Source organism: Pseudomonas sp. F220 (genome assembly GCF_057813935.1).
Genome location: NZ_JBVASJ010000026.1, coordinates 52907 through 75380, shown reverse-complemented (window position 1 = coordinate 75380; position 22474 = coordinate 52907). Strand labels below are relative to the sequence as shown.

Below are 22474 nucleotides of genomic sequence, written 5' to 3'. Positions count from 1 at the left end.
TAGTAGGCTGGGGTTTTTTATTGCCCGCTAAAACCGACCAAAGGCTCTAAATCGCGACCCGGCATTCGACCATGGTAGCGGGACGATTTTTTTTGAAATCATTAAACTGCGTTTCTTGCTTTCGTTGCCCGAGATAACAATCCATGTACCGTGATCGCATCCGCTTGCCTTCGTTGTTAAGTAAGGTCATGAGCGCGGCAGAGGCCGCTGCTTTGATCCAGGACGGCATGACCGTCGGCATGAGCGGTTTTACCCGCGCCGGCGAAGCCAAAGCCGTGCCCCACGCACTGGCCGAACGTGCCAAGGTAACACCGCTGAAAATCAGTCTGATGACCGGCGCCAGCCTGGGCAACGACCTCGACAAACAGCTGACCGAAGCCGGCGTACTGTCGCGACGCATGCCATTCCAGGTCGACAGCACTTTGCGCAAGGCGATCAATGCCGGCGAAGTCATGTTCATCGACCAGCATCTGTCAGAAACCGTGGAGCTGCTACGTAACCAACAGCTCAAGTTACCGGACATTGCGGTGATCGAGGCGGTAGCAATCACCGAACAAGGCCATATCGTTCCGACGACTTCCGTGGGCAACTCGGCCAGTTTCGCGATTTTTGCCAAACACGTCATCGTTGAGATCAACCTGGCGCACAACCCGAATCTCGAGGGTTTGCACGACATCTATATCCCTACCTATCGCCCGACCCGCACACCGATTCCGCTGGTCAAGGTCGACGACCGCATCGGCAGCACCGCCATTGCGATACCGCCGGAAAAAATTGTTGCGATCGTGATCACCAATCAATCCGACTCGCCATCCACTGTGCTGCCGCCGGACACAGACACGCAGGCTATCGCCGATCACCTGATCGACTTCTTCAAGCAGGAAGTGGCGGCAGGGCGCATGACCAACAAGCTCGGCCCGCTACAAGCCGGGATCGGCACCATCGCCAACTCAGTGATGTGCGGCCTGATCGACTCGCCGTTCGAAGACCTGACCATGTACTCCGAAGTGTTGCAGGATTCGACCTTTGACCTGATCGACGCCGGCAAGTTGAGCTTTGCCTCGGGCAGTTCGATCACTTTGTCGGCCCGACGCAATGCCGACGTATTCGGCAACCTGGAACATTACAAGGACAAACTGGTGTTGCGTCCCCAGGAAATCTCCAACCATCCGGAAGTGGTTCGTCGGCTGGGCATCATCGGCATCAACACCGCGCTGGAGTTCGACCTATACGGCAACGTCAACTCCACCCACGTCTGCGGCACCCGGATGATGAATGGCATCGGCGGCTCGGGCGACTTTGCCCGCAATGCGCATCTGGCGATCTTCGTCACCAAGTCGATTGCCAAAGGCGGCGCAATTTCCAGCGTGGTGCCAATGGTTAGCCACGTGGACCATACCGAGCATGATGTCGACATCCTTGTCACTGAGATAGGCCTTGCTGACCTGCGTGGCCTGGCGCCACGGGAGAGGGCGCGCGTGATCATCGACAACTGCGTGCACCCGGCTTATCGCGAAGCTTTGAATGACTACTTTAAAGCCGCCTGCGCCGCGGGCGGACATACGCCACACATCCTGCGTGATGCACTGAGCTGGCACATCAACCTGGAAGAAACCGGGAAAATGCTCGCGGTGTAATTGATACAGTTGGCAGCTGACGCAAACGCAATTTCGTTAGCTGCCCACAATCACGGCAGCATCCGCCAAAAACTGTACTGCTGTACCGGTCTTTTCCTACCGAAACCCCCTACCTTTTTGAGTCACACACCCAAAAATGCACCGTAAAAGTGCAGACAGGTACAGTTGCCTCATTTATGAGCAGTACAGCACCTATAAACAGTTAACTGGTCCCTCACAATACAGGTGAACTGTATCTAGAGAGACTTGCGCAAGAGGAGGATCATTGGCATCAGTTAAACCACTACCTAATCCCGCCATAAGCGGAAGGATGTCAACCATGGAACGTACACTCAGTTCCGACCTGTTCTTCGAAGACAACGCTGCAAAAACCCAGGCTTCCATGCCTCTTCGTGTTATCGCCAACCTGATGCTGTGGCAGCGCCGCATCTCCAGCCGCCATCAACTGGCTCGCCTGGATTCGCGTCTGCTGGCTGACGCAGGGATTAGCGAAGCACAACGCTACGAAGAGCTGAGCAAGCCGTTCTGGCGCTAAGTTAGCGTCGCTGGCTCTGACCCACCGGGTCCACCGCCAGCAACCCGAATTGCACAAACAAAACCCGTCGCAGGTAACTGCGACGGGTTTTGTCGTTTCAGGGTCTGAAATGGAGACCGTACAGAAGGCCTATCGCCAGACAGGTACAGTATGCAATTAGCACAAATTGAACCAGTACAATTAAGCGCTGGTGTATCTGTATCCACCCACTCGCAGAGATCAATATGGTGCTCCAAGGCCGGTACCTCGGCCTGTTCGCAAGGACTGCACCATGAATCGCTTACTGGATGTATCAGCCACCAAAGCTCAACAGCGCTCGCTCGCCAGCGCTCTGGGCCAGCTGTTTGCAGCACTGGTTCGGGGCATGGAAAGAGCCCGCACCCGGCGCTTGCTGGCCCAGCTTAATGATCAGCAACTGTCCGACTTGGGGATCAGTCACTCTGACCGCATAGCTGAACTGGACAAGCCATTCTGGCGTTAGTCGTACACAGAAGACAGACAGGGCTATTCGAATAGATACAGTGCGGCCTAATATTCAACAAGAACGTGGCGAACTCTGCAGAGCGAGCGTCGTCTGATGCTCAAGGCACTGCGCAACTCACCTGGCTGCTGGTGTTTTGCTCGGCTCCACTTTTATCTGTTAATCCACAGGAGTTACCCCATGTCCCGTCTTCGTCTGCTCAGCGTTGCAGCCCTGCTGGCCGTGGCCGCCAATGCGCATGCCACCAGTTTTATCGTGACCACTGATGCCGTCGTCGGTGCGCTCAAGGCCACCTCCGACGCCTCATCCGATGCGACTTCCTCACTCCGTGACAACAAGATCGTCCTCGCAGCCCGTGACGATGCGGCCAGTTTCGTCGCCAGCGAAGGCGCCATTCGCGGTGTGAAACTGGAAAGCGCTTTTGACCACATTCGTCATCAAGCGCCGCAGTTGAATGCGACCGACGCACAGCTGGCCCAAGCTATCCTGGCAATCTGATTGCAAATCGCAAGCGGGGCACGCATGCCGTGCCCCGCTCTTTCGACGCTGGCTCTGGCCCGGGCATTGCGCTAGCCTTGGCGCTCGCTTTCAGCTATCGAGTCTCATGCGTTTTCTCTCAGATCTGCTCATCGCCCCCGTATTTATCGCCCTCTGCTGGACAGGTTCGGCCCATGCCTTCGACCTCAGCACCCAAGGCCTTGTGGCCAGCGGCTACGCCACAAGCAAAGTGATGTCCGCCCCCTTCGACAATAAACTGATACTCGCCGCCCGGGATGACGCTGCCGCGTTCATTGCCAGCGATGGTCAACTGCGAGGCGCGCAACTTGAGTCCGCCCTGGTTTATCTGCGCCAGACCCAACCAAAACTTCGTGCCAATGACCTTGAACTGGCACAGGCAATTCTCGTCCAATAGTTATCTATGTTCTTCGGAGTAGTTCCATGCGTAACCCGCTGATCGCTGTCACCCTTGGCCTGCTGCTGTTGGCCGATGTGACCCAGGCGCAAACTCTGGTAGCCACCAGTGATATCGTTATTCGTGCCTCCAGGCGCACGATTGATTTCACTTCCGATACCACCACCTCCATCCGTGACTCAAAAATCGTGCGTGAAGCCCACGACGATGCGGCCAGTTTTGTCGCCAGCAATGGTGATATCCGCGGTGCGCACCTGGAAGCCGCCTTCAACACTTTGCGCACCCGCGTACCAGAAGCCCGCGATGCCAGTGATCAGGTTCTCGCTGAAGCCATCCTCGCGCTGTGAGGTCGCTCGCTGCCTGGCTGCTGGCCGGAGTTGTATTGCTGCTTGGCAGCACGGCTCAGGCCGGTCTGCAATTACAGCTCAAGACCGAAGGTCTGAGCCCTGCTGAGCAACACGCCAGTCAGACGCTGCTCGATGAAGCGATGCAGGCGCTGCCACCGCGTTTCGTCGAGCAACTGGATCGCCGCATCGACGTCATCTGGACCAGCGACATGCCGAGCAATGCCTACGGCCAAGCGTCGCTGGTGTCCGAACTCGACCTCAATCGCAACCTGCTGGCCAGTCTCACCGACGGATCCGCTGCGACGAAAAAAACCAATCGCCCCCACGGCACCGTGCGCCAGGAATTGCTCGCCACGGTGTTGCATGAACTGACCCACCTCTATGATCGTTCGCGCTTATGGTCAGACCCCGAGCGCACACTGATCCAGCGCTGTACTCGGCAGAACAACAGCTCAGGGCTAATCGGTATCCCGGACCAATGTCGCGGCCAGACGGCGCGGCGCTTTACCCTCAGTGATGACCCGCGCCTGCTGGATCTGGCCGGCTGGCCGCAGTACGTCGGGCGCCGCGGCGAACGCGAGCAACACAACCGGCAGATCGCCCGCAGTCCGGACATCTACGAAACAACCAGTCCAAAAGAGTTCGTCGCGGTCAACATGGAGTACTTCCTCCTTGACCCTAGCTACGCCTGCCGCCGCCCCGCGCTGTATCGCTACTACAAAGAGCATTTCGGCTGGGCGCCTGCCGCCAAGGACACCTGTGCCAAGTCCTTCGCATTCCTCAACGCCGGCAATGATTTTGCCAAACAGCCGTTAGGGCAGGTCGATCCAGAGCGGGTGTATGCCGTCGACTACCTGCTGGCTGAAGCCAACCAGAACTGGGTCAGTCGCTGGGGCCATAGCATGTTGCGGCTGGTGATCTGCGCGCCTGGCCGTCCTCGTGGACCGGATTGCCGTCTGGATCTGGACCAACATCTGGTGTTGTCCTATCGCGCCTTTGTCGGTGACGTGCAGCTGTCGAGCTGGGATGGCCTGGTCGGGAAGTATCCGTCTCGACTATTCGTGCTGCCGCTGGCACAAGTCATCGATGAATACACCAAGACTGAACTGCGTAGCCTGGCCTCGGTGCCGCTCAACCTGTCGCGTAGCGAGATCGAAGACGTGGTCGAGCACGCTGCCGAAATGCACTGGAGCTACGACGGCAACTATTTTTTCATGTCCAACAACTGCGCCGTCGAAAGCCTCAAGTTGTTACGCAGTGGCAGTAACAATCCACAGCTGACCGGGCTGGACAGCATCGTCCCCAACGGCTTGCTGGAAGTGCTGAAGGCTCGTGGGCTGGCGGACACCAGCGTGCTGGATGACCCGCGCGAGGCCTTGCGTCTGGGGTATCGCTTCGATTCGTTCCGTGATCGTTATCAGGCGATGTTCGAAGTATTGAAGAAGCATCTGCCGATCAAGCAGAACAGCGTAGAAGACTGGCTATCGCTAAGCGCAACAGAACGTCGTCAATGGTTCGAGCAGGCCGACTTGCGTACCAGCGCTGCCTTGCTGTTGCTGGAGCAGGCGAGTTTCCGTCGGCAAATGCTGTTGGCTCAGGATGAAGTCAAACATCGTTACCTCGGCGCCCGCGAGCTGAAAAATGGTGGCATGGACACAGCCAACCGCACCTTGCAGCAGATCCTGGTCAACAGCGGCTTCCTCAGCCGCCCGGCCGAACTGCTGGGCAGTAGTGGTTACGGCTTGCCTCAGCCCAGTGAATGGCAGCGGCTGGAATCGGAAAGCAGCCTGCGTCAGAAGCAGTTGCAAAGCTTGACCGGGGATCTGGACAAAGAAGTCCGGGCCTTGCTCGAGCCAAGTCGCGCAGCGGAAATGGCGGCGAATGAGGCCAACCTGAAGCAGGTGGGCGAGCATCTTCGAGCACTGCATAAGGCTGCTGGTGGGCTAGAGCTGCCCTAATACCAGTCAGTTAAGGGATTTCAGGTCCAGCACAATCCCTGTAGCAGCTGGCGAAGCCTGCGTTCGGCCGCGCAGCGGTCGTAAATCCTGCCTCCACGATTAACCTGAAAAACCGTGGTGTCTGATTTTACGACCGCTGCGCGGCCGAACGCAGCCTGGCGGCAGCTGCTACAAGTCCTACAAACATTCGACATACAACTCGTCAGTCGTTTCATCAGCGAAAGCTGGCTGAAAGCTTTCGCGATTAGGATCGCCCCCCACTACCGGCAATAGACCGGTTGGCCAAAGCGAGCGTTTCGGCGTCTCCAGGCCCAATTAACAACAACAATGGTGATTCTGATGTTTGCTCCTACCCGCCTGTTTGCCCCGACTCCCCCCGTACGCCTCGTGCTTCCCGTTCTGCGCTGACCTCATCGGTTCGCCATTCCCTAGCCGCGCTACGCCTGGAGTTTTTCTATGCTGACTTTCCTTGGCTTTGCCATGGTCATCACGTTCATGTTCCTGATCATGACCAAGCGCTTGTCCGCGCTGATCGCGTTGATCATCGTCCCGATCCTGTTCGCATTGTTCGGTGGTTTTGCGCCGAAAATCGGCCCGATGATGCTCGAAGGCATCACCAAGCTCGCCCCGACCGGGGTGATGCTGATGTTCGCTATTCTCTATTTCGCCTTGATGATCGACTCCGGCCTGTTCGACCCGGCGGTGCGCAAGATCCTCAAACTGGTCAAGGGCGACCCGCTGAAGGTCTCGGTCGGTACCGCGGTACTGGCGCTGATCGTATCCATGGACGGTGACGGCGCCACCACCTACATGATCTGCGTGGCCGCCATGCTGCCGCTCTATAGCCGCATCGGCATGAACCCGCGGATCATGGCCGGTTTGATCATCCTCGCCGGTGGCGTGATGAACATGACCCCGTGGGGCGGCCCGACCGCTCGCGCAGCCAGCGCACTGCATGTCGACCCGTCGGACATCTTTGTTCCGATGATCCCGGCCATGCTCGCCGGTGTCGTAGCAATCCTGGCGATTGCCTATATGTACGGCAAACGCGAACGTGCACGTCTAGGCGAACTGCATCTGCAGGGCGACGAGATCGACCACAGCGAAATCAGCGTTTCGCAGTTCCCGGATGCCCGTCGTCCAAAACTGATCTGGTTCAACGGCGGGCTGACCCTGGCACTGATGTGCACACTGATTGCAGGTCTGCTGCCACTGCCTGTGCTGTTCATGGTCGCCTTCAGTATCGCCATGATCGTCAACTACCCGTGCCTGCAGCAGCAGAAGGACCGCGTCGCGGCCCACGCCGGTAGCGTACTGGCGGTGGTCGGGCTGATTTTTGCCGCAGGTATCTTCACGGGTATCCTGTCCGGCACCGGCATGGTCGATGCGATGTCGAAAAGCCTGCTGTCGGTGATCCCGGACGCACTTGGCCCGTACCTCGCCGTGATCACGGCCCTGGTGAGCATGCCGTTCACCTTCTTCATGTCCAACGATGCCTTTTATTACGGCGTATTACCGGTTCTCGCCGAAGCCGCCAGCCACTACGGCATCACCGCCGTGGAAATGGCACGTGCCTCGATTGTCGGTCAGCCCGTCCACTTGCTGAGCCCGCTGGTGCCGTCGACCTATCTGCTGGTGGCGCTGGCCGGGATCGAGTTCGGTGATCACCAGCGCTTTACCCTCAAGTGGGCAGTGCTGGTGTGCCTGTGCATAATGTTCGCCGCTTTGCTGATGGGGATTTTCCCGCTGTTCAGCACTCTATAAGCCCAAGATTCACCACGCCGAGTCTAGACTTCGATTTTCAAAGTATGGCCCGGCGCGGTTTAACACTCGCTCAAAGGAATACACATGGAATGGCTGACCAACCCGGAAATCTGGGTTGCCTTCTTTACGCTGACTGCCCTGGAGATCGTCCTGGGCATCGACAACATCATCATGATCTCGATCCTGGTCAGCCGTATGCCCAAGCATATGCAATCACGTACGCGGATCTTCGGCCTGGCGTTGGCGATGGTCACGCGGATCCTGTTGTTACTGTCGATCACTTGGGTCATGCGCCTGACGGCTGATCTGTTCGTGGCCTTCGGCCAGGGTATTTCCGGTCGCGACCTGATTCTGTTCTTCGGCGGTCTGTTTCTGCTCTGGAAAAGCTCCCAGGAGATGTATCACGCGCTGGAAGGTGACGACGAAACCAGCGACGAAATAAACGGCAAGGGCGGCAATTTTTTCTACACCATCATCCAGATCGCGATCATCGACATCGTGTTCTCCCTGGATTCGGTGATCACTGCGGTCGGCATGGTGTCCCATGTACCGGTCATGGTCGCGGCGATCATTGTTGCCGTGCTGGTGATGATGCTGGCTTCGGGCACCATCAGCGAGTTCATCGACAAACACCCGTCGCTGAAAATGCTCGCACTGTCGTTCCTGTTGGTGGTCGGTACCGTTTTGATCGCCGAAGCCTTCGGTGTGCACGTACCAAAAGGCTACGTCTACTTCGCCATGGCGTTCTCACTGGCCGTGGAAGCGATCAACATCAAGATGCGCACTGCCATCGCGAAAAAACGCAAACAACAAGACCCAGTGAAACTGCGCAAGGACATTCCGGGTCAATGACCTGAGAGCGTGTGTTTAGGGAAGGGGCTTTCGAGCCCCTTTTTCACGTCTGCACATTGTCAGAAAGAAGCTGATTTCATGACGGTTTTGTTTCAATCGACTCTTTAGCTATGCGATGCTGGCGCCCAGCCCGTTAGCCAACTACAGCTTAAGTACAGAACGTAGAGCGTCGCGCGGCACCGTCAACTTGCCCCTTTTGGGCGCTATTCACCACAGGGGACCCAGCATGCTGACCCTGCTCAATTTGCTATCCGCCGTGACCTTACTGATTTGGGGCACGCACATCGTCCGAACCGGCATCCTGCGGGTCTACGGCTCGAACTTGCGCCACGTGATTGGCCAGAACATGTCCAGGCGCCCGCTGGCCTTTGTCGCCGGGATTCTGGTAACCGCCATGGTCCAGAGCAGTAACGCCACGGCCATGCTGGTCACCTCCTTCGTTGGTCAGGGCTTGATGGCGCTGACGCCTGCGCTGGCGACCATGCTGGGCGCCGACGTCGGTACCGCGTTGATGGCACGGGTACTGACCCTCGACCTGTCCTGGCTCTCGCCGCTGTTGATCTTTCTTGGGGTGATTTTCTTCCTGTCACGCAAACAGACCCGCGCTGGCCAACTGGGTCGTGTCGGCATCGGTCTGGGGCTGATCATTCTAGCCCTGCAACTGATTGTCGAAGCCGCCGCGCCGATTACTCACGCCCACGGCGTGAAAGTCATTTTCGCCTCGCTGACCGGCGATATCCTGCTCGACGCCTTGGTCGGTGCGCTGTTCGCAATGACTTCCTACTCGAGCCTCGCTGCGGTCCTGCTGACCGCAACCCTCACCGGTGCCGGCGTGATCAGCCTGCCGGTGGCCATCGGCCTGGTGATTGGCGCCAACATCGGCAGTGGTGTGCTGGCGTTCCTCAGTACCAGCATGCAAAACGCCGCCGGCCGCCAAGTGGCTCTGGGCAGCCTGCTGTACAAACTGATCGGCCTGTTGCTGATCATCCCGGTGCTCCATCCGCTGGTGCGCTGGATGGACAGACTCGATTACAGCCCGCAAGGGCTGGTGATCGGCTTTCATCTGGTCTACAACACCGTTCGTTGCCTCCTGCTGTTGCCCAGCGTCGGGCCGATGGCACGGATCTGTGCCTGGTTGCTACCCGAGCGCCCGGAAACCAGCGGGCTGGCTCGTCCCCGCCACCTGGACACGACCGCCTTGGTCACACCAAGCCTGGCGTTGGCCAATGCGGCGCGGGAAACCCTGCGTATTGGTGACCTGATCGACAACATGCTTGAAGCGATGCTCGATGTGCTGCGCGGCAAACAAACCGCCGTCACCCTGGAGATGCGCCGTTTGAGTGACGACGTTGAGGTGCTTTACAGCGCGATCAAGCTGTATCTGGCGCAGATGCCCCGCGAAGACCTCAGCGAGCAGGACAGCCGCCGCTGGGCCGAGATCATCGAGTTGGCGATCAACCTGAAGCTCGCCGGGGATTTGATCGAGCGCATGCTGCGCAAGGTTCAGCAGCAGAAGACCTCACAACGCCGCTCCTTTTCCGACGTGGGTCTGGAAGAGCTGGCGGACTTGCACAGCCAACTGATCGCCAACTTGCGCCTGGGCCTGTCGGTGTTTCTCAGCGCGGACCCGGAAAGCGCTCGACAATTGCTGCGTGAGAAACGTCGCTTTCGCGCTCAGGAACGGCGCCTGGCCCATGCTCACGTCAGCCGCCTGCAACGCAAGATAGTGCAAAGTATCGAGACCAGTTCGCTGCATCTGGAGTTGATCGCCGATATGAAGCGCCTCAATTCGTTATTCTGCAGCAGCGCCTATGCGGTACTGGAAACCGCCGACACTGAAGCGCTTGTGGTGGACGATACCGCTGACATCACGCATTCGCCTTGAACGTCTGGTTTTGGTAGGAGTCAGTTAAAACTGACGAAGGCGACTGAACGCGTGACCGCTTCGCGGATCGTTCGTAGCCTTCGGCAGCTCCTACCCGCCTGGAAGCTCGTTATGCGTAACCTGTTGTTCGCTTTTCTATTGTTCGGTTCAGCCCATTCCTTTGCCCTGGATCGCTTCCAGGTCGAGGGCTATAGGCTGCCCAACGGTCTGCAATTGCTGCTCAAACCCGGCAGCGAGCGCGATTATGTGGCGATTCGTCTGGTAGTCGGCGTTGGCCTGGATGATTTCAGCTGCGCCGACAAGGAGCTGCCGCACCTGCTCGAACACTTGCTGTTCAGCGGTATCGACGCCAGCGGTGAAGGAGGGCTGGAGGAACGCATGCAGGCGCTGGGCGGCGAGTGGAATGCCTACACCAGTAACGCCGATACCACTTTCGTCATCGAAGCCCCAGCGAAGAACCAACGCAAAGTCCTCGATCTGTTACTGGCGCTGCTGACCCGCACCAAGATTGACGACACAGCCATCGCTGCTGCCAAACAAGTCGTCGAGCGTGAAGACGGCGGTCATTATTCACACCTGCAGCGCTGGATGGACCGTCAAGACCTGGGTCATAAGGCCAGCAATCAGTTGGCGGTGGAACTTGGTCTCAAATGCCCAGAGCGGGCCGAGGTCGACCACCTGACCCGCGAACAACTGGAGAAGGTGCGCAAAACCTGGTACGCGCCGAACAATATGACGCTGATTGTCGTCGGCGAGCTTGACCGTCTGTTGCCGGCGTATCTGGAGCGCACTTATGGTCAGCTCGACCCGGTGGCCGACCCCAGCGAGCATTTGCCACTGCCTGAAATCCAGGCCAAAGCCGCTCCCGTGCGCAATCTGATCCAGGGCTGGGTCGGGGGTGGCGCGAAGCTGCACTGGCTGTTTCCCGAGCCAGTACTGGACAACCAAAACGATGAAACCTTCGACTTGCTCAAGGACTACCTGGACTGGGCGCTGTATTGCCAACTGCGGCTGGACCATGGACTGTCCTACGGTCCCTGGAGCGAACGGGAAGTATTCGGTGGCGTCGGTTTTCTCAGCCTGAGCGCCGACCTGGAGCGCGATGACCTGCCGCAGGCCGAGCAAGTACTCAATGACATGAAGGCCCGACTGCTCAAGGACGGACTCGATCCTGCCACCTTCGCCCGCCTGCAGCAGGTCGCCGTCGCCCGTCAGGCCTGGGCCGTACAAGGTAATAGCGCCCTGGCCGACTACTACTGGAACGCCCTCGGCGATTACGAGAATGGACGTTTTGCCGACCCGGCCAAACGCCTTCAAGCAGTGAGTCTGGAGCAAGCCAACCAGGCCATGCGCCAGTTGCTCAACCAGCCCGGCTATCTGCGCATCGAGAAGCCCTTGCTCAGTTATGACGTGTTGAGCTGGCTGGTTGCAGGTGTATTCGGTCTGATCATGATTTCGCTGCTCGGCTGGCGGCTTTATCGAAAACAGATCCGCTCGTAACGCGCATTTGACGGAGCTAAGACGTTATTCTGTCGGGGATTTTTCCCTTGAGACTGCGAACCGTCGAATGCCTAACTGGACTCTTTACCTACAGCGCATCCTGGAACTGATGAAGCGCTATCCAGGGGTGATTGCGCTCGGCGGTTTTATCTCCGGGGTCGGCAGTTTCATTCTGGTGGACCGCCAGCAAAGTCTGGCGACCTGGATCGCGACCATCATGCTGGTGAGTTGGGTCTGGCTGATGCTGGAAAACAGCCTCACCCAACTGTTCACCAAGGTCTTCAAACGCGAGATTCCGCAGCCCTTGCTGCGTTATGCGACGCAGATGATCCATCAGGAAAGTCTGTTCTTCGTCCTGCCATTCTTCTTTATCACCACCACCTGGAACAGCGGACAACTGGTTTTCACCGGCCTGCTCGGCGCTGCGGCACTGATTTCGATTATCGATCCGCTGTACTACAAATGGCTGGCGCCACGACGCTGGCTGTTTCTGGCACTGCACACCCTGACGTTGTTTGCCGCGCTGCTGACGGCGCTGCCGATCATCCTGCACCTGACCACCGCGCAAAGCTTCAAGCTGGCGCTGGGCATCGCCATGCTGTTGTCTTTCCCGAGCCTGGCGTCGAGTTTTCCAATCCGCAACTGGCGCGGCGGGCTGATGTTACTGGGGATCACATTGGCTATCGGCGGCGCTGGTTGGCTACTGCGCTCCTGGGTACCACCAGCGACCCTGTGGATGACCGAGGTGGCGATCAGCACTGAACTCCAGGACAGAACCCCTGGTGACGCCCTGGACGAAGTCAGCGCCAGCCAAGTGCGCAGCAGCGGTCTGTACGCCTACACCGCGATCAACGCGCCACGGGGGCTGGACGAGCGGATTTACCACGTCTGGCAGTTTGAGGGTAAAGAGGTCGACCGCATCGCCCTGGATATCCACGGCGGGCGCAAGGAAGGCTACCGGGCCTGGACCCACAAACAAAACTTTCCGGACAATCCGGTCGGCCACTGGCAGGTTCGCGTGCTGACCGAAGACGGCCAGTTGATCGGCGTATTGCGCTTTGAAGTGACAGACAAAGGTTGAGACATCAAGACGCCGAGCGAGGCAAAGTAGCCGTGATCGTGCTATTACGTAGCACTGTGTAATTGCCGAACAAGCACGGAGTTTATGACTAGCAGCACGATGGCCGGCAGCGCCCAACTGGATACGTCCGACACCCCTGCGCGGCTGCGGGTCACGGGTGACTGGACGCTTGTCCACTACGCCGATCTCAAGCGACTGACCGAAAAACTTCACGGCCAATACGACGACACTACCCACATCGACCTCAATAGCCTCGGCGCGCTCGACACCGCCGGGGCGTCTCTGCTGGTAGAACTGCTGGGGGCCGAGCGGCTCGGCAAGTCCACCGAACATCCCGATTGCAGCCTGTCCACCGCCGACCGCGCACTGCTGCAAACCGTCTACTGCTCGCTAACTGACTTCTGTGTGCCGGTCAAAGAACCTGAGGTGAGCGTCGGCATTCAACTGCTGACCCGAATCGGCCGCGCCGTCGACGCGGTCTGGCAGGACACCCTGCAACTGCTGGGTTTTATCGGTCTGATCCTCGAAACCCTGGCGCGCGGGCTGTTTCGGCCTTCGCGCTGGCGTGTCACACCAATGGTTGCGCACATCGAACAGACAGGCCTGGATGCGGCGCCCATCGTTGCCTTGCTGACCTTTCTGGTGGGCGCGGTGGTGGCCTTTCTCGGCGCCACTGTGCTGGCCAGTTTTGGTGCGAGCGTCTTTACCGTGGACCTGGTCGCGTTTTCCTTCCTGCGGGAGTTCGGCGTATTGCTCACCGCAATCCTGATGGCCGGGCGAACCGCCAGTGCGTTCACCGCGCAAATCGGCTCGATGAAGGCCAACGAAGAAATCGACGCGATTCGTACACTCGGCCTCGATCCGGTCGAGCTGCTGGTACTGCCGCGGGTTCTAGCGCTGCTGGTAGCGCTGCCGATGCTAACTTTTCTGGCGATGCTCTCGGGCATTGTCGGCGGCGGGGTGGTCTGTGCGCTGTCGCTGGGTATTTCGCCGGCGATGTTTCTCTCGCTGCTGCAATCGGATATCGGGGTTCAGCACTTCCTGGTGGGGATGGTGAAAGCACCGATCTTCGCTTTCCTGATCGCGGCGATCGGCTGCCTGGAAGGTTTCAAGGTCAGCGGCAGTGCCGAATCAGTAGGTGCTCACACCACCTCCAGCGTGGTGCAGTCGATCTTTGTGGTGATCGTTCTCGACGCCGTGGCCGCGTTGTTCTTTATGGAGATGGGCTGGTGAGTCGTTTACCCCGTGCGCCCGCCGAGGCGGTGATCGAAGTCCGTGGGCTGTGCAATCGCTTCGGCAGCCAGAGCGTGCATGAAAATCTCGACCTGGATTTGTACAAAGGCGAGATTCTCGCCGTGGTCGGCGGCTCCGGTAGCGGCAAGTCAGTGCTGTTGCGCAGCATCATTGGCCTACGTCGGCCCAGCGAAGGCTCAGTACGGGTATTTGGTCAGGATTTACCGAACCTCTCGGCACACAATCGATCAATGGTGGAGCGGCGCTTCGGTGTGCTGTTCCAGAAGGGCGCGTTATTTTCCTCGCTGACGGTGACCGAGAACGTTGCGCTGCCGCTGATCGAACACGCGGGTTTGAGCCGTCCCGACGCCGAACACCTGGCTGCGGTGAAGCTCGCGCTGGCCGGGCTGCCACTGTCGGCCGCGGACAAGTACCCGTCCTCGCTGTCCGGTGGCATGATCAAGCGCGCGGCACTGGCCCGGGCGTTGGCGCTGGACCCGGACATCCTGTTTCTCGATGAACCGACCGCCGGCCTCGACCCGATTGGCGCCGCCGCGTTCGATCAGTTGATCCTGACCCTGCGCGATGCGTTGGGCCTGAGCGTGTTTCTGGTCACCCATGACCTCGACACGCTGTACACCATCACCGACCGGGTCGCGGTACTGGCGCAAAAAAAAGTGCTGGTGGCGGACGCCATCGACAAGGTCGCCGAGACCGACGACGCCTGGATTCACGAATACTTCCATGGCCCTCGTGGCCGCGCGGCGTTCCAAGCCGCTACACAGCTCAACGAGGTATGACATGGAAACCCGAGCCCATCATGTATTGATCGGCCTGTTCACCGTGATTGTGGTGGTCGGCGCCTTGCTGTTCGGTCTGTGGCTGGCCAAGTCCAGTGTCGAGACCGAGTTCAAGGATTACGAGATCGTCTTCAATGAGGCGGTCAGCGGCTTGTCCAAGGGCAGCCCGGTGCAGTACAGCGGAATCAAGGTCGGTGACGTGGTCACGCTACGCCTGGACCCGAAAGACCCGCGCCGGGTGCTGGCGCGAATCCGTCTGAGCGGCGAAACCCCGATCAAGGAAGACACCCAGGCCAAACTGGCCCTGACCGGGATCACCGGCACCTCGATCATCCAGCTCAGCGGTGGTACGCCGCAAAGCCCGGAGCTCAAAGGGCACGACGGCAATCTGCCGGAGATCATCGCCTCGCCATCGCCAATCGCCCGGCTGTTGACCAATAGCGATGACCTGATGAGCAGCGTCAACCTGCTACTTAACAACGCCAACCAAATGTTGTCGCCGGATAACGTTGCGCGCATCAGCAACACGCTCGAGCATCTGGAGCAAACCACCGGAGCCATCGCCGATCAGCGTGGCGACATCCGCCAGACCATGCAGCAGCTGGTTACTGTAGGAAAACAGGCCAGTGCCACCCTGGAGCAAACCACCGCGCTGATGCGCAATGCCAACGGTTTGCTCAACGATCAGGGCAAGCAGATGTTCGGCAGTGCCCAGCAGGCCATGCAGTCTCTGGAGCAAAGCAGCGCGACCCTCAACAAACTGCTGACGGACAATCAGGACTCGCTCAACAACGGTATGCAGGGATTGAACGGGCTGGCCCCGGCCGTGCGTGAACTGCGCGAGACCCTGAATTCGCTACGAGCCATCTCTAACCGTCTGGAAGCCAACCCGAGCGGTTACCTGCTGGGCAGCGACAAGAACAAGGAGTTCACGCCATGAAGCTTGCCTACCGTGTCGTCGGCCACCTCGCACTGATCAGCAGCGTCGCGCTGACCAGTGCCTGCTCGATCCTGCCCAAGTCGGAACCGGCCGATGTCTATCGGCTACCCACAGCGCAGAGCAGCGCGCCGGCGCCTCGCGGCACTGCGCTGCCATGGTCATTGCGCCTGGCCAAGCCACAAGCCAGCGAAGCCTTGAACAGCCCGAAAATCGCCGTCATACCGCAAGGCGATCTGATCAGCAGCTACAAGGCTTCGCGCTGGAGCGACCCCGCGCCAGTCCTGATTCGCAATCGTCTGCTCGACGCCTTCCTGCGTGACGGTCGGGTGCAACTGCTCAGTACCGACGACAGTAATCTGCAGGCTGATTTCGAGTTAGGAGGGGAGTTGCAGGCGTTCCAGACTGAGTATCAGGGCAGCACCGCGGAAGCGGTGATTCGCCTGGATGCACGTCTGGTGCGTGGCAATGATCAACGGATCATCGCCAGCCGCCGCTTTGAAGTGCGTCAACCGCTGAGCGATCCGAAAGTCCCGGCGGTAGTCGCAGGTTTCGGTCAGGCCAGCGACACGCTGACGGGGCAGGTGATTGGTTGGGCGGTAGAGCAGGGGCAGAGACATGCCCCGGTTATCAAGATCGACGCAAGCCCCTTGTAGCAGCTGGCGAAGCCTGCGTCCGGCTGCGGAGCAGTCGTAAAATCATTCACCGCGATCCGTCAGGCAAATATGACAGATCGGATTACGACCGCTTCGCAGCCGAACGCAGCCTTCGGCAGTTGCTACAGGACCGGCGCGTTTTCGCTTTCCGGCTCAACCAAAGAACCAATAACAAACCCCAATCGCCGCTACCACGCCGGCAAACTCGGCCAGCAGCGCGCAACCCACCGCATGGCGAGCGCGTTGAATGCTGACGGCGCCGAAGTACACCGCCAGCACATAGAAGGTGGTTTCGGTACTGCCCTGAATGACTGCCGCCGCCAGTGCCGGGAAGCTGTCCACGCCCTGAGTCTTCATGGTTTCGATCAGCATTGCCCGCGCGGCGCTGCCGGAGAAGGGTTTGACCATCGCCGTCGGCAAGGCGTCGACGAAACGGGTGTCCCATCCGGCCCATGCCACCAGATGACGAATCCCGTCCAGACCAAAATCCAGCGCCCCGGACGCCCGCAATACGCCTACCGCACAGAGCATCGCCACCAGATACGGCAACAGGTTCTTGGCGACATCGAAACCTTCTTTGGCGCCTTCGACGAACGCTTCGTACACCTTGACTTTGCGTAAGGCGCCAATCACCAGAAACAGCATGATCAGTCCGAACAGCGTCAGGTTACCGAGAATCGACGAGAGGCTGGCCAGCGCTGTGGCGGAAAGTGTCGCCAGCAACGCGATGAAGCCGCCCAACGCCAACGCGCCCGGAATCAGATAAGCCAGCACCACCGGATCCCACAGCCGCAGACGCTGCATGACTGCCACCGACAGCAGACCCGTCAGAGTCGAGGCGCTGGTGGCCAGCAAGATCGGCAGGAACACCATCGTCGGGTCGGGAGCACCCTGCTGCGCGCGATACATGAAGATCGTGACTGGCAGCAAGGTCAGCGATGAAGCGTTGAGCACCAGAAACAGAATCTGTGCGTTGCTCGCCGTGGTCGTGCTGGGGTTGAGCTCCTGCAACGCGCGCATGGCCTTCAAGCCGATCGGCGTGGCCGCGTTGTCCAGGCCCAGGCCATTGGCGGCCAAGTTCAGGGTGATCAAACCAATGGCCGGGTGACCGGCGGGGACTTCCGGCATCAGGCGCAGAAACAGTGGCCCTAGCGCCTTGGCCAGCCAGTCGACGATCCCGGCCTTTTCAGCGATCCGCAGAAAGCCCAGCCAGAGGGTCAGGGTGCCGAACAGCAGGACCATCACGTCCACCGACAACTTGGCCATGGCAAAGATACTTTCCACCATCGCCGCGAAGATCCCGGCATTGCCGCCAATCAGCCACTGCGCCAGTGCCGAAACGGCAGCCACGATGAAGAAGCCAAGCCATAGGCCATTGAGCATCAGTTAAATCCCCCAGAAGATGCGATGAATGATAGCGGTCAGTTGCCAGAAACAACAAACCCCGGTTTCCCGGGGTTTGTTGTAGGCGGTCTGAAGGACCTTAGTTGTTAGACGTCTCGCCGGCTGGCAGCGGCTCTTTGCTGCGCCAGTGCGGGAGGGAGTTCCAGTAGCGCTCGCCCTTGGCGTCGTCGTACATGCCTTCCCAGCGGGAGATGACCAACACGGCGAGGGCGTTGCCAATCACGTTCAGCGCGGTACGGGCCATGTCCATGATGCGGTCGACACCGGCGATGAACGCCAGGCCTTCCAACGGAATACCCACACTGCCCAGCGTCGCCAGCAGCACCACGAAGGAAACGCCCGGCACACCGGCGATACCTTTGGAGGTAACCATCAGAGTCAGCACCAGCAGCAATTGCTGGCCGATGGACAGATCGATGCCATACAGCTGCGCGATGAAGATCGCCGCGATACTTTGATACAGGGTCGAGCCGTCAAGATTGAAGGAATAACCGGTCGGCACTACGAAGCTGCAAATGGCTTTTGGCGCGCCGTAGGCTTCCATCTTCTCGATCACTCGCGGCAACACGGTTTCCGAGCTGGCGGTGGAGTAGGCGAGTACTAGCTCATCCTTGAAGATGCGCATCAGCTTGATCACCGAGAAACCAAACAGGCGAGCAATCAGGCCCAGCACCACGAAGGCGAAGAACGCTATCGCCACGTAAACCAGGATCACCAGTTTGGCCAGCGGCACCAAGGAAGCGAAGCCGAAGTTGGCAACCGTCACCGCGATCAGTGCGAATACGCCGATCGGGGCGTAATTCATGATCATGTGAGTGACTTTGAACATGCTTTCCGACACGCCCTGGAACATCTTCACCAGCGGCTCGCGCAGATCGGACTGCAGGCTCGACAAGCCAAGGCCGAACAACACCGAGAAGAAAATGATCGGCAGCATCTCGCCACGCGCCATGGCAGCAAAGATGTTCGACGGAATCAGGTTGAGGATGGTTTCGATGAACGCATGTTCATGCTGAACCTCGGCAGCCGTCGCCTGGTACTTGGAAATATCCACAGTGCCCAGGGTGCTCATGTCGATGCCAGTGCCTGGGTGGAACAGGTTGGCCAACAACAAGCCGACCACGATGGCGATGGTGGTGACGACTTCGAAGTAAAGGATGGTCTTGAGACCAATGCGCCCGAGCTTCTTGGCATCACCAACGCCGGCGATACCCACAATCAGCGACGAGATCACGATCGGGATCACGATCATTTTGATCAGGCGGATAAAGATATCGCCTGCCGGTTGCAGGATGTTGCTGATCCACCAGGCTTTTTCGGCACTGAAATGGTTGAGCAGTGCCCCAATTGCAATCCCCAGTACCAGACCGATGAGGATCTGCCAGGCGAGGCTAAGCTTTGCCTTCTTCATATCATTACCCTTTCTTATAAGTGGACTCGGGAAGATGCGCAAACTGGAACACTCAAGAGCGAAAAAGTCTGTGCACCTGCCCCCGTATAAGGTCACCGCGAGCGAGCATTTACGGCTCTCTACAGGCGAAAAAAGGCGCAACTATTCCGATGCAAGAGGGGCGCGTCTAATGCCGTAAACGCCTACCCTATGCCGAATCGGCATGAGATTAATTAAACAAATCCATTGTCCCAGCCGGTTCGAATACGACATATCGGCAGGCATAAGTGCCGTGAACCGGCCATCACAGGCGAAATTCGGGACATATCGGCGGCATGAATAACGACGAAAATGAGGGGAATAACCTACAGCGGGGAGTGAAAACAGAACCTGAATCAGAGCCAGGTTTCTCGATATACGGTCGTGATGCAGCACCGCGAAACGGTTGAGAAGAACAGCGAGAGGATTTTTCACAGGAGAAGAGCGTGAGGATCCAGCGGATCGCTCTAGGACAAGCCTTTGCGTGTTCGAGCACGCCGCAAGCACGCCAAGTCCTCAACGACTGCGAGCTTGCGTCGCAACTTTTTCCTGACCCGGCCCTTACGGAGGTACCCCTTGTACCCCTAGGTCACTCCGATCTCACATCAATCAGAACGTCCCGACCCCTTGGTCATGCGCCTGCCGTCATCGGGTGGCGCAAAAAGAAAGAAGCAAATTGTTCGGACTTCTTTCTAGAGTAGAACTCAGTGTCTTTGTCTTTCACGAAACACTCATGTTCAGCCTCGGCCGCGGCGGCCAAAGAAGAAGGAAGCAATAAACATCACCAGGAACACGATAAAGAGAATCTTGGCGATACCCGTGGCGGTGCCCGCAATACCACCGAAGCCCAACACTGCAGCCACAATGGCAATGATCAAGAATGTGATTGCCCAGCTCAACATGGTGATTCTCCTTACGTGTCTGTGGAGGTGTCGCGTGTATTGCGATTCCCGGCGCAGCTACCCCACGCCAAGTCTCATGCCTAAAACACCCAGCGTTCCTGAGGAGCGGACTCAGCCACAGGCTGTGCCTGGTCAACATCCATCAGGTACACCGGGACGGAGTCAGCAAACTGACTGCTGACCGCACTGAAATGGGTTTGGGTTGTGTGATGACTCGGCAAACGCAGCGCCACTTCCTGCTGGCTCTGATCCCAACGCTGGAACTGCTGACCACCAATGAGCGTGACAAGCAGCGCCAGACTCGCAACCAACCCTTGCTGCAGATGCAGAGGCGAAATGTGCAACTGGGCGAAACGTTGGCGATTCATCCTGAAGCTCCTCCCACACGGGTGGTCATTCGGAAGAAGGCGCTTCTGTTATTGCGCCTTTGGCTATTCAGACTATTGCAGCCTGCATGCCAGCTTTTATCTTATAAAAAATACAATTAAATCATGTAGTTATTACTTTTAAGGGAACGCCGCCGAACGCAACTTGCACGATTGCACTTTAGGCATCGTGCGTTATGCACGATCAATAGGCCGGAAATTGAAAGTTCCAGGAGTCAGCGCAGATCAGTAGATGTCAGAAAGAAGGGGGGCAAGGAGCGCGAAGCAATCAGTTTTTTATAAAAAATCATTATTAATCAGCTATTTAGCAACATTCTCAATAGATAGCTAACCTGCATTCGGTGGAATCAATCAGAATCGACCATGCAACTTGCCCGATTTTTCCGGGACTAAATAAGATCACTCACTAAAGGAGCGTGGGAAATGGAATCAGCCACGGAACATCAAGGCCGTATTCTTCTGGTGGATGATGAGTCCGCCATCCTCCGCACCTTCCGTTACTGTCTGGAAGACGAAGGCTATACCGTAGCCACCGCCAACAGCGCGGCCCAAGCCGATGCCTTATTACAGCGTCAGGTGTTTGACTTGTGTTTCCTCGACCTTCGGTTGGGCGAAGACAACGGCCTCGACGTACTGGCACAAATGCGTATCCAGGCTCCCTGGATGCGTGTGGTGATTGTCACCGCTCACTCGGCCGTGGATACCGCGGTCGATGCGATCCAGGCCGGTGCTGCGGATTATCTGGTCAAGCCTTGCAGCCCGGACCAACTGCGCCTCGCTACCGCCAAGCAACTGGAAGTGTGCCAACTCTCGGCACGCCTGGAAGCGCTCGAAGGGGAGATGCGCAAACCCAAGGACGGGCTGGACTCTCACAGCCCGGCGATGAAAGTGGTGCTGGAAACTGCGCGCCAGGTTGCCGGTACCGATGCCAATATTCTGATTCTCGGGGAATCCGGCACCGGTAAAGGCGAACTGTCCCAAGCTATTCACGGCTGGAGCAAACGCGCGAAAAAGTCCTGCGTCACCATCAACTGCCCGTCGTTGAGCGCCGAACTGATAGAAAGCGAGATGTTCGGCCACAGCCGTGGGGCCTTTACCGGTGCCAGCGAAAGCACCCTCGGACGGGTCAACCAGGCCGATGGCGGGACCCTGTTCCTCGATGAAATTGGCGACTTCCCGCTGACCCTGCAACCCAAATTGTTGCGCTTCATTCAGGACAAGGAATACGAACGCGTCGGCGACCCGGTGACCCGTCGCGCTGACGTCCGCATCCTCGCCGCTACCAACCTCAACCTCGAAGACATGGTCCGCGACGGACGTTTTCGTGAGGACTTGCTGTACCGGCTGAATGTCATCACCTTGCACCTGCCACCGCTGCGTGAGCGCAGTGAAGACATTTTGACCCTGGCTGATCGCTTCCTGGCGCGCTTCGTCAAGGAGTACGCACGACCAGCTCGCGGCTTCAGCGATGAAGCGCGCGAGGCGCTGCTCAACTACCGCTGGCCAGGCAACATCCGCGAACTGCGCAACGTGGTCGAACGCGCGAGCATCATTTGCCCTCAGGAAAGGGTAGAAATCAGCCATCTAGGCATGGCCGATCAACCGACCAACAACGCTCCGCGGATCGGTGCAGCGTTGAGCCTGGATGAGTTGGAAAGGGCCCATATCGGCGCAGTGCTGGCCACTAGCGACACCCTTGATCAAGCCGCCAAAACTCTCGGCATTGATGCCTCGACGCTTTACCGAAAACGCAAACAGTACAACTTATGAGCGG

21 protein-coding genes are annotated in these 22474 nt (G+C 58.4%); 17 read left to right on the top strand and 4 right to left on the bottom strand.

Going from position 1 to position 22474, the window contains the following annotated elements; genetic code table 11:
• The first annotated feature begins 143 nt into the window (after positions 1-143).
• The 16 genes from scpC to ACZYSM_RS20325 all read left to right on the top strand — a co-directional run bounded on the left by scpC (position 144) and on the right by ACZYSM_RS20325 (position 16579).
• On the top strand, positions 144-1637 hold the full coding sequence (gene scpC / locus ACZYSM_RS20400; RefSeq protein ID WP_489073935.1) for a succinyl-CoA:acetate CoA-transferase ScpC: 1494 nt from the start codon (positions 144-146) through the stop codon (positions 1635-1637).
• A gap of 319 nt (positions 1638-1956) precedes the next feature.
• The gene (locus tag ACZYSM_RS20395; protein ID WP_489073933.1) at positions 1957-2172 is read left to right on the top strand and encodes a DUF1127 domain-containing protein; all 216 of its coding nucleotides are present in this window, start codon (positions 1957-1959) and stop codon (positions 2170-2172) included.
• A 271-nt stretch (positions 2173-2443) separates the two neighbouring features.
• Positions 2444-2653: a DUF1127 domain-containing protein gene (locus ACZYSM_RS20390; RefSeq protein ID WP_489073931.1), complete on the top strand. Its 210-nt coding sequence runs from the start codon at positions 2444-2446 to the stop codon at positions 2651-2653.
• Between the two features lie 180 nt (positions 2654-2833).
• The gene (locus ACZYSM_RS20385; protein ID WP_489073929.1) at positions 2834-3151 is read left to right on the top strand and encodes a DUF2388 domain-containing protein; all 318 of its coding nucleotides are present in this window, start codon (positions 2834-2836) and stop codon (positions 3149-3151) included.
• A gap of 106 nt (positions 3152-3257) precedes the next feature.
• Positions 3258-3566 carry a DUF2388 domain-containing protein gene (locus ACZYSM_RS20380; RefSeq protein ID WP_489073927.1) on the top strand — a complete coding sequence of 103 codons (309 nt, stop codon included), beginning with the start codon at positions 3258-3260 and terminating at the stop codon, positions 3564-3566.
• 26 nt (positions 3567-3592) lie between these two features.
• Entirely contained in the window at positions 3593-3913 is a 321-nt protein-coding gene (locus ACZYSM_RS20375) for a DUF2388 domain-containing protein (RefSeq protein ID WP_489073925.1), read from the top strand.
• Positions 3910-5871: a DUF7844 domain-containing protein gene (locus tag ACZYSM_RS20370; RefSeq protein WP_489073923.1), complete on the top strand. Its 1962-nt coding sequence runs from the start codon at positions 3910-3912 to the stop codon at positions 5869-5871. Before ACZYSM_RS20375 ends, ACZYSM_RS20370 begins: the two co-directional genes overlap by 4 nt.
• A gap of 456 nt (positions 5872-6327) precedes the next feature.
• The gene (locus tag ACZYSM_RS20365) at positions 6328-7635 is read left to right on the top strand and encodes a CitMHS family transporter (RefSeq protein ID WP_489073921.1); all 1308 of its coding nucleotides are present in this window, start codon (positions 6328-6330) and stop codon (positions 7633-7635) included.
• Positions 7636-7719: 84 nt separating this feature from the next.
• Positions 7720-8487 carry a TerC family protein gene (locus ACZYSM_RS20360; protein ID WP_489073919.1) on the top strand — a complete coding sequence of 256 codons (768 nt, stop codon included), beginning with the start codon at positions 7720-7722 and terminating at the stop codon, positions 8485-8487.
• A 226-nt stretch (positions 8488-8713) separates the two neighbouring features.
• The gene (locus ACZYSM_RS20355) at positions 8714-10372 is read left to right on the top strand and encodes a Na/Pi cotransporter family protein (protein WP_489073917.1); all 1659 of its coding nucleotides are present in this window, start codon (positions 8714-8716) and stop codon (positions 10370-10372) included.
• Between the two features lie 111 nt (positions 10373-10483).
• The gene (locus ACZYSM_RS20350) at positions 10484-11872 is read left to right on the top strand and encodes a M16 family metallopeptidase (protein ID WP_489073915.1); all 1389 of its coding nucleotides are present in this window, start codon (positions 10484-10486) and stop codon (positions 11870-11872) included.
• A 67-nt stretch (positions 11873-11939) separates the two neighbouring features.
• On the top strand, positions 11940-12953 hold the full coding sequence (locus tag ACZYSM_RS20345) for a DUF5924 family protein (protein ID WP_489073913.1): 1014 nt from the start codon (positions 11940-11942) through the stop codon (positions 12951-12953).
• Between the two features lie 84 nt (positions 12954-13037).
• Positions 13038-14186: an ABC transporter permease gene (locus ACZYSM_RS20340; RefSeq protein WP_489073911.1), complete on the top strand. Its 1149-nt coding sequence runs from the start codon at positions 13038-13040 to the stop codon at positions 14184-14186.
• Positions 14183-14986, top strand: a complete 804-nt coding sequence (locus tag ACZYSM_RS20335; protein ID WP_489073909.1) for an ABC transporter ATP-binding protein — start codon at positions 14183-14185, stop codon at positions 14984-14986. Before ACZYSM_RS20340 ends, ACZYSM_RS20335 begins: the two co-directional genes overlap by 4 nt.
• 1 nt (position 14987) lies before the next feature.
• Positions 14988-15926 carry an MlaD family protein gene (locus ACZYSM_RS20330; protein WP_489073907.1) on the top strand — a complete coding sequence of 313 codons (939 nt, stop codon included), beginning with the start codon at positions 14988-14990 and terminating at the stop codon, positions 15924-15926.
• Positions 15923-16579 (top strand): ABC-type transport auxiliary lipoprotein family protein, encoded by a 657-nt coding sequence (locus ACZYSM_RS20325; protein WP_489073905.1) that lies wholly within the window; start codon positions 15923-15925, stop codon positions 16577-16579. Before ACZYSM_RS20330 ends, ACZYSM_RS20325 begins: the two co-directional genes overlap by 4 nt.
• A 153-nt stretch (positions 16580-16732) precedes the next feature.
• On the opposite strand, the gene ACZYSM_RS20320 is transcribed toward ACZYSM_RS20325, so the two are convergent.
• The 4 genes from ACZYSM_RS20320 to ACZYSM_RS20305 form a co-directional block, all read right to left on the bottom strand.
• Positions 16733-17962: a nucleoside recognition domain-containing protein gene (locus tag ACZYSM_RS20320; RefSeq protein WP_489073903.1), complete on the bottom strand. Its 1230-nt coding sequence runs from the start codon at positions 17960-17962 to the stop codon at positions 16733-16735.
• Positions 17963-18062: 100 nt separating this feature from the next.
• On the bottom strand, positions 18063-19394 hold the full coding sequence (gene gltP, locus ACZYSM_RS20315; protein WP_489073901.1) for a glutamate/aspartate:proton symporter GltP: 1332 nt from the start codon (positions 19392-19394) through the stop codon (positions 18063-18065).
• A gap of 755 nt (positions 19395-20149) precedes the next feature.
• Positions 20150-20314: a DUF1328 domain-containing protein gene (locus tag ACZYSM_RS20310; protein ID WP_414909778.1), complete on the bottom strand. Its 165-nt coding sequence runs from the start codon at positions 20312-20314 to the stop codon at positions 20150-20152.
• A gap of 80 nt (positions 20315-20394) precedes the next feature.
• Positions 20395-20682 (bottom strand): hypothetical protein, encoded by a 288-nt coding sequence (locus ACZYSM_RS20305; RefSeq protein WP_489073899.1) that lies wholly within the window; start codon positions 20680-20682, stop codon positions 20395-20397.
• 441 nt (positions 20683-21123) lie between these two features.
• On the opposite strand from ACZYSM_RS20305, the gene algB reads away from it, so the two are divergent.
• Positions 21124-22470: a sigma-54-dependent response regulator transcription factor AlgB gene (gene algB / locus ACZYSM_RS20300; RefSeq protein ID WP_489073897.1), complete on the top strand. Its 1347-nt coding sequence runs from the start codon at positions 21124-21126 to the stop codon at positions 22468-22470.
• The last annotated feature ends 4 nt before the right edge of the window (positions 22471-22474 follow it).

What these genes read in the sequence shown, in the direction of transcription:
- scpC (WP_489073935.1), top strand. Translation starts at nt 144, where the DNA reads ATGTACCGTGATCGCATCCGCTTGCCTTCGTTGTTAAGTAAGGTCATG.
- ACZYSM_RS20395 (WP_489073933.1), top strand. Translation starts at nt 1,957, where the DNA reads ATGGAACGTACACTCAGTTCCGACCTGTTCTTCGAAGACAACGCTGCA.
- ACZYSM_RS20390 (WP_489073931.1), top strand. Translation starts at nt 2,444, where the DNA reads ATGAATCGCTTACTGGATGTATCAGCCACCAAAGCTCAACAGCGCTCG.
- ACZYSM_RS20385 (WP_489073929.1), top strand. Translation starts at nt 2,834, where the DNA reads ATGTCCCGTCTTCGTCTGCTCAGCGTTGCAGCCCTGCTGGCCGTGGCC.
- ACZYSM_RS20380 (WP_489073927.1), top strand. Translation starts at nt 3,258, where the DNA reads ATGCGTTTTCTCTCAGATCTGCTCATCGCCCCCGTATTTATCGCCCTC.
- ACZYSM_RS20375 (WP_489073925.1), top strand. Translation starts at nt 3,593, where the DNA reads ATGCGTAACCCGCTGATCGCTGTCACCCTTGGCCTGCTGCTGTTGGCC.
- ACZYSM_RS20365 (WP_489073921.1), top strand. Translation starts at nt 6,328, where the DNA reads ATGCTGACTTTCCTTGGCTTTGCCATGGTCATCACGTTCATGTTCCTG.
- ACZYSM_RS20360 (WP_489073919.1), top strand. Translation starts at nt 7,720, where the DNA reads ATGGAATGGCTGACCAACCCGGAAATCTGGGTTGCCTTCTTTACGCTG.
- ACZYSM_RS20355 (WP_489073917.1), top strand. Translation starts at nt 8,714, where the DNA reads ATGCTGACCCTGCTCAATTTGCTATCCGCCGTGACCTTACTGATTTGG.
- ACZYSM_RS20350 (WP_489073915.1), top strand. Translation starts at nt 10,484, where the DNA reads ATGCGTAACCTGTTGTTCGCTTTTCTATTGTTCGGTTCAGCCCATTCC.
- ACZYSM_RS20345 (WP_489073913.1), top strand. Translation starts at nt 11,940, where the DNA reads ATGCCTAACTGGACTCTTTACCTACAGCGCATCCTGGAACTGATGAAG.
- ACZYSM_RS20340 (WP_489073911.1), top strand. Translation starts at nt 13,038, where the DNA reads ATGACTAGCAGCACGATGGCCGGCAGCGCCCAACTGGATACGTCCGAC.
- ACZYSM_RS20330 (WP_489073907.1), top strand. Translation starts at nt 14,988, where the DNA reads ATGGAAACCCGAGCCCATCATGTATTGATCGGCCTGTTCACCGTGATT.
- ACZYSM_RS20325 (WP_489073905.1), top strand. Translation starts at nt 15,923, where the DNA reads ATGAAGCTTGCCTACCGTGTCGTCGGCCACCTCGCACTGATCAGCAGC.
- ACZYSM_RS20320 (WP_489073903.1), bottom strand. Translation starts at nt 17,962, where the DNA reads ATGCTCAATGGCCTATGGCTTGGCTTCTTCATCGTGGCTGCCGTTTCG.
- gltP (WP_489073901.1), bottom strand. Translation starts at nt 19,394, where the DNA reads ATGAAGAAGGCAAAGCTTAGCCTCGCCTGGCAGATCCTCATCGGTCTG.
- ACZYSM_RS20310 (WP_414909778.1), bottom strand. Translation starts at nt 20,314, where the DNA reads ATGTTGAGCTGGGCAATCACATTCTTGATCATTGCCATTGTGGCTGCA.
- ACZYSM_RS20305 (WP_489073899.1), bottom strand. Translation starts at nt 20,682, where the DNA reads ATGAATCGCCAACGTTTCGCCCAGTTGCACATTTCGCCTCTGCATCTG.
- algB (WP_489073897.1), top strand. Translation starts at nt 21,124, where the DNA reads ATGGAATCAGCCACGGAACATCAAGGCCGTATTCTTCTGGTGGATGAT.